Genomic DNA, 13,081 nt, shown 5'->3' with positions numbered 1-13,081 from the left:
TTCTCAAATGTGATTCACTACTCAGTTCCCGACTTTTCCCACCCCCAAACTCCAAAAAAACCTGAAAAAAAGAATCTTTTGCGGCGATAAAACGGCAAAAAGCCGCCCTCAGACGGGCAGCCTCTTGCTTAAAAGCTTTCGCGAATCACCAATTGATCAAGGGAAAAGCGGGTTGTCGGCCGTGCCGGTTCCGCTGCTTTACCGATCGAAATCAGCATGACCGGAAGGTAACGCGAAGGAATGTTCAACTCCTTGATCAACGCTTCGCGGTCAAATCCACCCATTGGGCAGGTGTCGTATCCTTTCGCTTTTGCCGCCAGCATCAACTGCATCGCGGAAAGGGAAGCGTTTAAGATCGCCGAATCCCGGGCCACTTGCGGATTATTTTCATAAGCGGCGTTCACCTGTCTGACCATCGTCTCATATACTTCCTTGGGAAGCTGCCCTTGTTTGTAGGCCGTTCCATATACGTCGTGAACAGAGCGATTCGCTTCCAGGTCACCCAGAATCACCACGGTGGCGGAAGAGTTCACCACCTGATCCTGATTGAAAGCGATCGGCAGGATGCGCTCTTTCACCTCCGGTTTCGTAATCACCAGATAACGCCAGTGTTGCAAATTCCAGGCTGAAGGCGCTTTAGCCGCCAGGGTCAAGATTTCATCCAGCTCCTCGGCCGGAATTTCCACCCCGGGCGTAAATTTGCGTACGCTTCCCCGTGCTTTAATCACTTCGATTGCATCATAAACCTTCGCTTCCACCTTGATAACCCCCTGCTTCATCACCTTCTCCCGCAGGTTGCTGCGGTTGCTTCTATTATACTTTAAAAAAGTAACTTAGTAGATAAATACAAGTTTTTTTCATGAAAGTGTATTGCTTCCCCGCGATCTTGTCTCCTGTATTCTGCCAAAGAAGCCGTTGCGGCATGTATGTTCATTCTGACGGTTTTTCAGTTCTCTTCCTTTTTCACAAAACAAGCGACACATTCCACATGGCCGGTATGGGGAAACATATCGACCGGCTGCACCTCGGTAACCTGATATCCTCTTTCCTTTAAGTATTTGGCGTCCCGTGCCAGTGTGGCCGAGTTGCAGGAGACATAGACAAGGCGCTCGGGGTCCATGCCGACTGCGGCATCCAATGTTGCGGGGCCGCATCCCTTGCGCGGGGGATCGACGACGATGACATCCGGGCGAATCCCTTCCCGCAGCCAGCGGGGCATTACCTCTTCCGCACGGCCCACCTCAAAATGGACATGGTTCATATGGTTCAGCCCGGCATTTTCTTTGGCATCCTGAATCGCTTGCGGCACGATTTCCACTCCGTAAACGCGGCGAGCCTTTTTGGCCAGATAGAGGGCAATCGTTCCGATGCCGCAATAAGCGTCAATGACTGTCTCCTCGCCGGAAAGTTGGGCATAACGAACAACTTGATCATATAAAACCTTAGTCTGTACAGGATTTACCTGGAAAAAAGAGTGCGGTGAAATGGCGAAGACCACATCGCCGATTTTGTCATGGATCACGTTTTCTCCCCACAAGACGCGCGACTTTTCTCCCAGCACCACATTGGTCCGCTTTGTGTTGATATTTTGCATGACCGATTTGAGCTGCGGAAGGGAGTCAACCAGTTCCCTCACCAACTCCTTTTTGTGTGGAAGGTGCTCGCCATTGGTGACGAGGACGACCATCATTTCCCCGGTGTGATACCCCGTCCGCACCATCACATGGCGCAACACACCACGATGCTTGACCTCATCATAAATGGGAATTTTCAGCTTCCGTGCGAGCTCTTTCACCTTGGCCACAGCCTGATCGTTGGCGGAGTGCTGAATCAGGCATGATTCCATGTCGACGATTTCATGGGAGCCGGAAGCATAAAACCCGGCGACAGCCCGCCCGTTGATCCAGCCAAAGGGAACTTGCGCTTTGTTTCGGTAACGCCAAGGCTCATCCATCCCCAGCACGGGATGAATGACAACATCCGTCATTCCCCCAATCCGCATAAAATGGTCCATCACCTGTTGCCGCTTTTGTTTTAACTGCGCCTCATAGGACAGATGCTGCAACTGGCAGCCGCCGCACTGTTCATAGATGGGGCAAAGCGGCCGAGTTCGGTCGGGATGGGCTGAGACGATCTCTTCCAAGACCGCCTTGGCATACGTTTTCTTCACCTGCGTAATTCTTGCGCGCACTGTTTCCCCCTGCACAGCCAACGGAACAAAGACGGTAAACCCTTCCACTTTCCCCACTCCCGCCCCGTCATGCGCATGCCCGGTGATCATAAGCTCAATCACTTGCCCTTTGGTAACAGGTAGCTTTTGCAAATCATCTCCAACTCCTTCATCATCTCTTGTCAAACAGAATTCCCGTGAGCTTAATCAATATCGGAAGGGGGGACACCTGCGCCCCGGCCGGCGCCTCACAGAAAAAGCGTTCACCAAATGAGATGAACGCCCTTAAGGACAAAAAATTTCCAAATGGTTCGGCACTGTCTCCACCCGTCCGTTGAACTCGCCGCCCCACTCTCCGTCCAGATTCAGCTTCAACGGTTCGGGTGTGTCAATCTCAAGCTCGTTTGTTTGAAAATAGACGATCCGGGAATCGCGAACGTGCTCCCCCTTAAATGCGAGGGCGGCCAATTGCAGCAAATCGGAGATGTTGGTTTTGGGCACGATCAGGACATCCAGCATGCCGTCGCTCAGATCGGCAGCGGGAGCAAGCCGCCCAAAGCCGCCGACCGAAACGCTGTTCGCCACGATAAACAAGAGAATCTCCTCTTCCCACTCTCCTTGCGGCGTTTTCAGCTTGATCGGAAACGGTTTGCTGATCGTGCCCAACTTTTCAATCGCTTTCGCATAATAGGCCAGCGGGCCGATCACCGTTTTCAGCCGGCTCGGTGCTTCATACGTCACCTCGGTGATCCGCCCGGCTGCTGCTACATTGATAAAATAGCGCCCGCCAAATTTGCCCACATCCACCATCATCGTTTTCCCGCTGGCCACCACATCACAAGCATCGCACAGATCGCGCGGAAGTTTCAAGGCCCGAGCCAAATCGTTGGTCGTTCCCCCCGGCAGAATGCCCAGCTTGGGCGGGTCGGGAACCCGGGCCAATCCGTTGACCACTTCGTGAATCGTTCCATCCCCGCCGGCGGCAATCACTATATCAAAACCGCGCTCAGCCGCCAATGCAGCTTCTTCCGCGGCACTCCACGGTTTACTCGTCGCATAACAAGAAGTTTCATATCCCGCTTTTTCCAACCTTTTCAATAAAAGGGGCAATTTTTTCTCCACCAGTTCGCGACCGGCGGTCGGATTGTAAATCAGGCGAGCACGCTTCATTTCTGCCCACCCCTTTTCTCGGCTTTAAAATCCTTCCAACAATCTGCCTTCCATCGACTTTTATCAACGTTCCCAGTGTTAAGTTTACTCATCGTCCCCGCTCACTTCAAAGTGATTCTGATCAAACCTGTGTCGATTTTTCTTCATTTTCCTTTATTATCTTTCCCAATAACGCGATAAACCGATCATAACCGACAGGCACAACCCGGGGATGGATCAGAAGGCAGGGAGGCAAACCTTTACGGAAAAAAGGCCTGGATCCGTTTGAAGCTGGGATCCAAGCCTTTTCCACAGGAAGAGATCAGTGAGGAAGGTAAACCAGTTGCAGGATAAACAGGACTGCAAAGATATACACCAGCGGATGAACCGTTTTCCACTTCCCTTTAAAAATTTTCATCAAAGGATAGGAGATGAAGCCAAGGGCAATTCCCGTTGCGATGCTCGATGTGAGCGGCATGCTCAAAATAACGAGAAAAGCGGGAAACGCTTCGTCGATTTCTTTCCAGTTGATCTGGCTCACATGGCTGACCATCAGCGAACCCACGATGATCAAAGCCGGGGAAGTAATGGCCGAAATGCCGGAAACTGCGCCGATCAACGGGCTGAAAAAGGACGAGATCGCAAACAGGATCGCGATGACCACTGCCGTCAAACCGGTTCGGCCGCCGGAAGCGACACCCGAAGCGGATTCAATATAGGCGGAGGTGGGGCTTGTACCAAACAGTGAACCGACCAGGGTAGCCAGCGAATCCGCCAGCAACGTACGCTCCCCGCGCGGCAGTTTGTCTCCCTCCATCAGATTGGCCTGCCTGGCCACCCCCAGAACCGTCCCGGTCGTATCGAACAACGTAACCAGCAAGAAGGAAAATACCACGGCATACAGCCCGAAATGAATGACATCCTGGAAGGCGTGTACCGGGCTGATGGCCAGATGATCGGGCAGATGCGGCATGGAGACAAATCCTTTTTTAAAAGAGAGCAAACCCATAAAATAAGCGCAAATTCCCGTCACGATCATCCCGATAAACAAAGCCCCGTTAATGTTCAGCGCCAGACAGATCAGCGTGACAGCCAAACCGATCAGAGTAAGGATGGCCGAGGGTGAATGCACATTTCCCAACTGAACCAAATTGGTCGGGTGTGCCTGAATCAGACCGGACATGCGCAAACCGATAAAAGCGATAAACAACCCGATTCCGGTGGTAATCGCACTTTTCAGATTGCCGGGTATCACCTCAATCAGTTTGGTGCGCACCGTTGTCAGGGATAAGAGGACAAACAAAAGGCCTGCCACAAACACGGCAGCAAACCCGGCCTGATAACCGAGCCCGGCGTGCGCCTTGACCACGGAATAGGCAAAGTAGGCATTGAGCCCCATGGCCGGCGCGATTGCGATCGGATAATTTGCAAATAAGCCCATGATCAACGTGCCCACAACCGTGGCAATGATCGTGGCCATAAAACTCATTTCAAAGGGGACACCGGCATCGGACAGAATAATCGGATTGACAACCATGATATAGGACATGGTCACAAAGGTCGTAATCCCGGCGACAATCTCTCTCCGAACAGTTGATCCATATTGTTGTATCTTAAACATCGGCGATTGTTCCTCCAAATACGAATATTAGCCATAGCCATGTTATATAATATTCGTTTATATTAAACGATGCAAGGTTTATTTTATAAAATGCACTTTCAATAAAAAACCATGCCAAAAACAAGTCGGCATGGTTGGAAAAGATGGAACACCAAAGTTGCATTCTTTCACAACAACATAAAAGGGCCGAAGCTGTTGCCCGCCTTGAACAACAGCTTCGGCCCGTCTTGTTCGGTAATCTTCATCTTAATCTTCTTGCAGCCAATTTGTGTGAAATACCCCTTCCCGGTCGATCCGGCGGTAAGTGTGGGCACCGAAATAATCGCGCTGAGCTTGCAGCAGGTTGGCCGGAAGCGAAGCCGAACGGTAGCTGTCGTAATAGCTCAGGCTGCTGGCAAACGCCGGAACGGGAATCCCGTTTAACACAGCGGTGGCCACGACATCGCGCCATGCATCTTGATAGGATTCGACAATCTCTTTGAAATACGGACTCAGCAGCAGGTTGGGAAGGGCCGGATCGCTTTCGTAGGCTTTGGTAATCTCTTGCAGGAAGCGGGCCCGGATGATGCATCCGCCGCGGAAGATTTTGGCGATGGCCCCCAGGTTCAGATTCCAGCCAAATTCATCCGATGCCGTCTTCATTTGTGCGAATCCCTGAGCATAGGAACAGATTTTGCTGGCATAGAGCGCTTTGCGAATCGACTCGATAAACGCAGCGCGATCCTCCACAACCGTACAGGGCAGGTTGGGTCCCTTCAGTTCCCGGCTCGCCCGAATTCTTTCTTCTTTCATCGCGGACAGGAAGCGGGCATAGACCGACTCCGTGATAATCGTCAGCGGCACACCGAGATCCAGCGAACTTTGGCTCGTCCACTTTCCGGTCCCTTTTTGCCCTGCCGTATCAAGGATCAGGTCGACCAAAGGTTTGCCTGTTTCTTTATCCACTTTGGCAAGAATATCGGCCGTGATTTGGATCAGATAGCTGTCCAACTCCCCTTGATTCCACTCTGCAAAAACCTCGGCCATCTCCTGCGCTTCCATTTTCAACAGATTTTTCATCAGGAAGTAGGCTTCGCTGATGAGCTGCATATCCCCGTACTCGATTCCATTATGTACCATTTTCACATAATGGCCGGCTCCATTCGGACCGATATAGGTGCAGCACGGTTCGCCGTTCACTTTGGCGGAAATGGCCGTCAAAATCGGTTCAACCTGTTCGTACGCTTCTTTTTGCCCCCCGGGCATGATCGCCGGGCCTTTCAGCGCCCCCTCTTCTCCGCCGGAAACGCCGGTGCCGACAAAATGAACTCCCAAACTGGCCAGATCGCGGTTGCGCCGAATTGTGTCCTCATAATAGGCATTTCCACCGTCGATAATGATATCGCCCGGTTCAACATATTTCTTCAGTTGCGTGATCATTTCATCCGTCGGTTTCCCCGCTTTGACCATGAGCATAATTTTTCGCGGTTTTTTCAGGGAATCAATAAATTCCTGCATTGTATAGGTTCCAACCAGTTTTTTCCCCGGATTTTCATGGATAAGTGCTTTGGTTCGCTCCGGCGAGCGGTTAAACAGAGACACCGTAAAACCTTTGCTTTCCATGTTGAGTGCCAGATTTCTTCCCATGACGGCCAGACCGATTACGCCAATATCGCTGTTTGCCATCGATTTTCCCTCCTCATTCACGCTGAATTTCTATACCTATTTTCCCATTCCTCATTCTCCTTACTCCTGTTATCCACTAAAATTTTCATCGTAATAAAAAACATGGAAAGGAGAATGTTGCCTCCACAATCAGAGACAAAAAGGAACCGATTTCGCTCTTTCAAGCCAAACGGTTCCCCTGTATGAATCAAGTTTCCATGCTCCTCAGCTTACCCTGTGGACACCTCTGTCTGCGCTTCAATCAGTTTTCGCGTATACCGGGAGAGAGCCTTTCGTTCCAGTACACCCCACAAGCTGGACGTTCCGTAATAAAGGGCGGTTGCGACCGGGGCTGACCAAAGAATAAAAAGAGCGATCCCGGCCATCAGGAAAAAGTTCATTTTCGCCTGACCATTCACATTTGGGGTATACTCCCTTGGAATGAGGGAGACCCGACTCGCCAAACCGGTCAGCAGTGCGATGATCAGCGGCAGCAAATGCCACGGGTCCCGTAAACCAATACTGTCCACCCATGGCACCAGCACGGAGGACGCCTGTGCTCCAAGATGAGAAAATACGGCAAAAACCGCCACGAGAATCGGTGACTGCAACAGGGCATTTAACAGCATGGAGAAAGGATTGAATTTATGTTTTTGCATCAGGTTTGCGATCTCCCCGCTCAGTTCTTCCTTCGAGCCGGTCCATGTTTTTTGCAATTCAGCCGCTTTCCGGGAAAAAACAAACTGACTGGCCATCAAGCGGGCGGTTCTGAGCGAAACGGGAATCAGGCAAACGCGTACGAGCAGAGTAAAGAAGATCAGCGCCAACCCCCAGTCGCCCAGCCACTGATACAGCTGGTCAAACGCGGGCTGAAGCAAATGCGCCAACTTTTGAATGATTGTCCAATTCGTCATCCGGATTCCTCCTCGTTTTTTTATGAAAACAAGGTGGAATCCATCCGTCCTTCCCCATCGGCATTTCCCATCTTCATGCGAGTGACGAGAAGCCAGCTTTCACGCGAAGGCAAACATTGCCGTTCACGGGGAAGTATTGCTTTGCTGGCGCAAGTCGGCTGAACCCGGGTGTGCGAAAAATGAAACTGAAACCGGACCGACCATAAAAAAGCACAAGCGGTCAGCAACAGCAGAACACATTCAAATGCGGAAAGGTCCCAGTCCAAATTTCGCCACCCCTTTCATCCTATCGTCGTTTATCATTATAACCCGGAATTTCGGGAAGGGCTACAATTCTTTCTCTTTCCCTGCATAAACCAGACGTTTTGAATCAAACTACATTCGTAGATTCTTACTTAGGAGGGTCGTTCATGAAACGCGTTGCCATTGAGTCAGGTCTTACCCCCATCCGCGAATACTTAAGCCGGGAAGGATTCCAAGTGGAAGATCTGAACAACAGCACGGCCAATCAAAATCAAGGCCAATACTCCGCGATTCTCATTTCCGGGAAGGACCGGAACATGATGGGCATGGAAGACATCGTCCACAATTGCCCGGTGATCAACTGCGACGGGCTTACACCCGAACAAGTATGCGATCGATTAAACCGGCTCCCCCAATGAGAATAAATGCCTGTTTTAAACGTTCGAGGCTGTTGACCGATCAGATCAGCAGCCTCGAACGTTTTTTCGCTTCCAATCTCCTGCTTAAAAACCGGGGGTCGGTACCGGCGTCACAGGGGTTGGCGACGGATCGGGATTATTGTTGCGGGCAGGAGGATCCGGCGGCAGTCCATAACGTTGTGATCTCAAAAAGCGCTTTAATTCCCAGTATGCTTCCCGGTTATGATAAAACGCCTGGCACAGCAGGTAGTAATCGGGATGCTCAGGACTGCAAACATACTTTTGCAAATCAATCCACCTCCTGTTCAATTCTTCACTATTGTATGTTCGTCTTATCCGCAATGAGCCTGGGCCAAAATGCCTTCGCCGTCCGGAAGCTGTCGAACACTTAAACAGAAGGGATTGTGGGATTTTCCGCAGCAGCCTTTTGCTCTTTGACAACGGATGCGATCCAGCGGGAAATCAGGGGATGCGGCAGATAGGTTTTGCCGGAATATTGCACATCAAGCCCCTGCAACCGACCGGGGACCACCTTTCTCGTAAAATAACCTTCGCTCAAGAACAGCGGGAGCACAATGACGCGGGAAAAGGTGCGACGCAATGCTTCCGCTTTTTCCCGGACGCTGTCGGGATGCAGGGTGGCGCATGCAGTCTTCCGGAAGCCCATTTTTTCCTGAAGTTGCCTGGCCAGGCTGTTCATACTGTTTTCCCATTTCTCCTTAAAGCCGGGAAGTTCACTTCCGTGCCCAACCAATAACAGCGCTTCCTGCTGCGGCTGTTCAGAAAGTTCACGGGCACGTTCGAGCAAGATTTCCGCAATCAAGGGATGATCGTCCATCGCGTCCGTCATCCGGACTTGCGCCTTGATCGGCAATCTCTCTCCCTCTGTTTCAATCTGCGGCTCGGACACCAGCCCCAAATAATATCCGATCTCTACGATATGCGTACTGCCGGAAGAAACAAACAGCGGAACAGCGATGATCTCGGTGACTCCCGCGGTTTCGAGCGCCCGGATCCCGTTCAATATCGTCCGTCCCTCCACCATTTCCAGAAAACCTGTCGCCACAGGCAGGTCCACTTCCACCCGGCTTACCGCTTCATCCACCAGTTGGACCCATTCCGGTTTACTCGATCCGTGAGCGATGACCAGAATCCCTCTTTTTCCCACGATATCACCTCATCCTGGCTAAACTGTGAGAAGATATTGCCCTGTTCTCAACCCGTAAGGCGCTGGGAGGACTTCCATACCAAGAAGGCAAAAATCAAACTGATCACCCCGCCGATCAGACTGTACGAATAGATGAACAGGTTGGCGAGTCCGTCTGCCGTCAAGAGGCAGATGGCCAGCCAATAGATCAGTCGCGAAAAGGGGTTCCCTCTCCATTCCTGATAGGTGATGAAAAAATATAAGGCGATCAAAAAATAGTGGATGGCCAAGACCGGCATATCCCCTGTATACAGTTGATAAATCCCCGATAAAAGAAAGAAAATGACGATTACGATATGAAAAATCTGCAATCATGAGCCTCCTTTTTCTGCAAACAAGCTTCAACTCGGGTTTTCGCGCCCGATGATCAGCCACGGGGAACCGCTCCCCTCCGTGTTTGCTTTCCTGTTATCCCTGGGTATGCCGGGAAAAGATCAATGTTTTTTTGCGAAAAGGAGCCCGCCTTCATCCGAGGCGAGCCCTCCGAAACAAGAATTTTATTTGATTTCTTCCAGAATGAGTTTGTTGACAAGCTGCGGATTCGCTTTGCCCCGCGTCTCCTTCATCACTTGGCCGACGAGAAAACCGAGCGCCCGGTCTTTCCCGTTTTTAAAGTCTTCGATCGACTGCGGGTTATTGGACAGCACTTTCACGACGATCTCCTTGATCTGGCCTTCGTCGCTGATTTGCGTGAGCCCTTTTTCCTTCACGATTTGTTCCGGATCTTTCCCGGTTTGCAGCATTTCCTTGAATACTTTTTTCGCGATTTTGCTGCTGATGGTTCCGTTCTGGATCAACTTGATCATCCCGGCCAGATGAACCGGCTTCATTTTGATTTCGCCGATTTCTTTTCCCTCAGCGTTAAGGTATCCGAGCAACTCGGTAATGATCCAGTTGGAAGCGGTTTTCGGATCCGCTTTTTCCATTACGGTCATGTCGAAATAATCGGCCACCGCTTTGGATCCGGTCAGGATGGCCGCATCATAATCCGACAGCCCGAACTCACGCATATAGCGCGCTTTGCGGGCATCCGGCAGTTCAGGAATCGAACGGCGGATCTCTTCTTTCCACGCTTCGTCGATGTGCAGGCGAACCAGGTCAGGTTCCGGGAAGTAGCGGTAGTCATGCGCTTCCTCTTTGCTTCTCATCGTTTTGGTGCGGTTTTCGTTTTCCAGCCAGCGCAGCGTTTGTTGTACCACCTGTTCACCGCGATCCAACAGTTCCGCCTGGCGCTTTTGTTCATATTCCAAAGCCCGTTCCACGTTGCGGAAGGAGTTGAGGTTTTTCATTTCCGTTTTGGTGCCGAACTCCGTTTGCCCCACCGGACGCAAACTGATATTGGCATCACAGCGCAGCGAACCTTCTTCCATTTTTACATCGGAGACGCCGGTATATTGGATGATCGTTTTCAATTTTTCCAGATAAGCCCGCGCTTCAGCCGGCGATCTCAGATCCGGTTCGGAGACGATTTCGATCAGCGGAACTCCGACGCGGTTAAAGTCGACCAGGGAGCCTTCTCCGTTTTCAATGTGGTTGAGCTTCCCGGCATCTTCTTCCAAGTGCAGACGGGTGATGCCGATGCGCTTTTTCTCCCCGTTCACTTCGATCTCAATCCAGCCATTTTTTCCGATTGGCTGGTCATATTGCGAGATTTGGTACGCTTTGGGCAAGTCCGGATAAAAATAGTTTTTCCGGTCGAACTTGCTGTATTCGGCAATCTCGCAATTTAAGGCCATCGCCGCTTTGATCGCGAAGTTGACCGCCTCGCGATTGAGCACGGGAAGAACTCCCGGATGCCCCAGGCAAACCGGGCAGGTATGGGTATTTGGCGGCGCACCGAATTCGGTGGAACAGTTGCAGAAGATTTTCGTCTTGGTGGAGAGCTCAACGTGAACCTCCAGTCCGATTACTGTTTCATATTTGCTCATGCCTCGATCCCTCCCAACGGCGGAACGGGTAAGCGTTCCGTTGCTTGCTCATAAGCGTGCGCCACACGCAGGATCGTCGACTCGTCAAACGTTTTGCCGATCACCTGCAATCCGACCGGAAGTCCGTCCGCCAGACCGCAGGGAACGCTGATCGCCGGCAATCCCGCCAGGTTGACCGGAATCGTCAAAATGTCGTTCATATACATGGTCAGCGGGTCATCCACCTTTTCCCCGATTTTGAAGGCGGTTGTCGGGGCGGTGGGGCCGACGATCACATCCACTTCTTCAAAGATGCGTTCAAAATCCTGACGGATCAAGGTGCGGACCTTTTGCGCTTTGAGATAGTAAGCATCATAATAACCGGAGCTGAGCGCATAAGTCCCGAGCATGATCCGGCGCTTCACTTCCGGGCCAAAACCCTGGCTCCGTGTTTCCAGGTACATGTCCAGCAGATTTTTGCCGGGTTTGCGTACTCCGTATCGCACTCCGTCATAGCGGGCCAGGTTGGAAGAAGCTTCCGCCGGAGCGAGCAAATAGTAGGTGGCGACAGCATACTCGGAATGCGGCAGCGATACCTCCTTGATGGTGGCTCCCATCTGTTCCAGCTTTTGAATTGCCTCTTCCACACGTGCGCGGACGCCGGCTGACACGCCTTCCCCCATCATTTCCTTTGGCACCCCGACGGAAAGACCCTTGATCTCCCCGGTCAACGCACTCAAATAATCAGGAACCTCCACATCGGCGGAAGTGGAATCTTTCACATCCAAGCCGGAAATCGCTTGCAGCACATAGGCGGCATCCTCGACATTTTTCGTCAGCGGGCCGATTTGATCAAGCGATGAGGCGAAAGCGACCAAACCATACCGGGAAACGCGTCCGTAAGTAGGCTTCAGCCCGACCACTCCGCAAAATGCCGCAGGCTGGCGAATCGAACCACCCGTATCCGAACCGAGTGCAAAATAGACTTCGCCTGCTGCGACAGCTGCGGCAGAACCCCCGCTCGAACCGCCGGGAACCCGTTCCAGATCCCATGGGTTACGCGTCAGCTTGAAAGCGGAATTCTCCGTCGAAGACCCCATTGCAAACTCATCCATGTTCAGCTTGCCCATGGCGATTGCGCCGGCCTCATTCAACTTGTCCACCACTGTCGCATTGTAAATCGGCACATAATTGGCGAGCAGTCTGCTCCCGCAGGTGGTCGTCACTCCTTCGGTACACAAGTTATCCTTTATGCCCGCCGGCAACGCGGCCAAAATCCCCCGCTGATCCTCTGCGGCCAATTGCTCGTCCAACTTGGCGGCGCGCTCCATGGCCCCTTCCTGATCGACGAGGAGAAAAGCGCCCACCTCTTTATCTTTCTGTTCAATCTGCCTGAGCGACTCTTCTGCCAGATCCCGCGCGGAAAGTTCCCGGCTGGCAAGCCGCTTATGTATTTCTTTGAGCGATTCTCTTAACAGCGACATCGTTCTCCCCCTTACTCTTCAAATACTGCCGGAACGCGGAACATGCCATCCTGCTGATCCGGTGCGTTGGCCAAGGCTTTCTCACGCGGAAGCGAGGGCACCACTTCGTCTTCACGCAAAACGTTTGCCATCGGAAGCACATGGCTCGTCGGTTCCACCTGCTCCGTCTCCAATTCATTCAATTTCTCGGCGAATTGCAAAATATTGTTAAGCTGAACTGTATATTGGTCCGCTTCCTGTTCGGTCAGTTTCAAGCGGGCCAAGGCAGCCACTTTTTGCACTTGTTCTTTTGAAATCGTCATCGTTTCACCTCCGAAATTCGC

The 13,081-nt window shown here is 51.8% G+C and carries 14 protein-coding genes; 1 reads left to right on the top strand and 13 read right to left on the bottom strand.

Annotation, left to right across the window (positions count from 1 at the left end; translation table 11 throughout):
* Nucleotides 1-128: 128 nt before the first annotated feature.
* The 7 genes from I8U17_RS04645 to I8U17_RS04615 all read right to left on the bottom strand — a co-directional run bounded on the left by I8U17_RS04645 (nt 129) and on the right by I8U17_RS04615 (nt 7,764).
* Nucleotides 129-779, bottom strand: coding sequence for a nitroreductase family protein (locus I8U17_RS04645; RefSeq protein WP_052154021.1), 651 nt, complete (start codon nt 777-779; stop codon nt 129-131).
* Between the two features lie 167 nt (nt 780-946).
* Nucleotides 947-2,323, bottom strand: a complete 1,377-nt coding sequence (gene rlmD, locus I8U17_RS04640; RefSeq protein ID WP_232330910.1) for a 23S rRNA (uracil(1939)-C(5))-methyltransferase RlmD — start codon at nt 2,321-2,323, stop codon at nt 947-949.
* Between the two features lie 132 nt (nt 2,324-2,455).
* Nucleotides 2,456-3,340, bottom strand: coding sequence for a YegS/Rv2252/BmrU family lipid kinase (locus I8U17_RS04635; protein WP_033100080.1), 885 nt, complete (start codon nt 3,338-3,340; stop codon nt 2,456-2,458).
* Between the two features lie 301 nt (nt 3,341-3,641).
* Nucleotides 3,642-4,940, bottom strand: a complete 1,299-nt coding sequence (locus I8U17_RS04630) for an NCS2 family permease (protein ID WP_198059092.1) — start codon at nt 4,938-4,940, stop codon at nt 3,642-3,644.
* Between the two features lie 246 nt (nt 4,941-5,186).
* A complete protein-coding gene (gene gndA / locus I8U17_RS04625) occupies nt 5,187-6,605 on the bottom strand; it encodes an NADP-dependent phosphogluconate dehydrogenase (RefSeq protein ID WP_198059091.1) in 1,419 nt (472 codons plus the stop codon).
* 209 nt (nt 6,606-6,814) lie between these two features.
* Nucleotides 6,815-7,498 (bottom strand): YidC/Oxa1 family membrane protein insertase, encoded by a 684-nt coding sequence (locus I8U17_RS04620; RefSeq protein ID WP_033100077.1) that lies wholly within the window; start codon nt 7,496-7,498, stop codon nt 6,815-6,817.
* Between the two features lie 20 nt (nt 7,499-7,518).
* The gene (locus I8U17_RS04615) at nt 7,519-7,764 is read right to left on the bottom strand and encodes a hypothetical protein (RefSeq protein ID WP_033100076.1); all 246 of its coding nucleotides are present in this window, start codon (nt 7,762-7,764) and stop codon (nt 7,519-7,521) included.
* Nucleotides 7,765-7,908: 144 nt separating this feature from the next.
* Here I8U17_RS04615 and I8U17_RS04610 point away from each other — a divergent pair, with 144 nt between their 5' ends.
* Nucleotides 7,909-8,160, top strand: coding sequence for a YkuS family protein (locus tag I8U17_RS04610; protein ID WP_033100075.1), 252 nt, complete (start codon nt 7,909-7,911; stop codon nt 8,158-8,160).
* Nucleotides 8,161-8,244: 84 nt separating this feature from the next.
* On the opposite strand, the gene I8U17_RS04605 is transcribed toward I8U17_RS04610, so the two are convergent.
* The 6 genes from I8U17_RS04605 to gatC form a co-directional block, all read right to left on the bottom strand.
* Nucleotides 8,245-8,448, bottom strand: coding sequence for a hypothetical protein (locus I8U17_RS04605; protein WP_033100074.1), 204 nt, complete (start codon nt 8,446-8,448; stop codon nt 8,245-8,247).
* A 100-nt stretch (nt 8,449-8,548) separates the two neighbouring features.
* A complete protein-coding gene (locus tag I8U17_RS04600) occupies nt 8,549-9,328 on the bottom strand; it encodes a sirohydrochlorin chelatase (protein ID WP_198059090.1) in 780 nt (259 codons plus the stop codon).
* A gap of 47 nt (nt 9,329-9,375) precedes the next feature.
* Nucleotides 9,376-9,678 (bottom strand): hypothetical protein, encoded by a 303-nt coding sequence (locus I8U17_RS04595; protein WP_033100072.1) that lies wholly within the window; start codon nt 9,676-9,678, stop codon nt 9,376-9,378.
* 186 nt (nt 9,679-9,864) lie between these two features.
* Nucleotides 9,865-11,295 carry an Asp-tRNA(Asn)/Glu-tRNA(Gln) amidotransferase subunit GatB gene (gene gatB, locus I8U17_RS04590; protein WP_198055852.1) on the bottom strand — a complete coding sequence of 477 codons (1,431 nt, stop codon included), beginning with the start codon at nt 11,293-11,295 and terminating at the stop codon, nt 9,865-9,867.
* On the bottom strand, nt 11,292-12,758 hold the full coding sequence (gene gatA, locus I8U17_RS04585; protein ID WP_198059089.1) for an Asp-tRNA(Asn)/Glu-tRNA(Gln) amidotransferase subunit GatA: 1,467 nt from the start codon (nt 12,756-12,758) through the stop codon (nt 11,292-11,294). Before gatA ends, gatB begins: the two co-directional genes overlap by 4 nt.
* Nucleotides 12,759-12,769: 11 nt before the next feature.
* A complete protein-coding gene (gene gatC / locus I8U17_RS04580) occupies nt 12,770-13,060 on the bottom strand; it encodes an Asp-tRNA(Asn)/Glu-tRNA(Gln) amidotransferase subunit GatC (protein ID WP_033100069.1) in 291 nt (96 codons plus the stop codon).
* Between the last annotated feature and the right edge of the window lie 21 nt (nt 13,061-13,081).

Origin of the sequence: Thermoactinomyces sp. CICC 10521 (genome assembly GCF_016055135.1) — a bacterium.
Taxonomy (GTDB): Bacteria; Bacillota; Bacilli; order Thermoactinomycetales; family Thermoactinomycetaceae; genus Thermoactinomyces_A; species Thermoactinomyces_A daqus.
The sequence above is the reverse complement of the archived record's forward strand: the minus strand, read 5'-3'. Positions and strand labels throughout refer to the sequence as shown.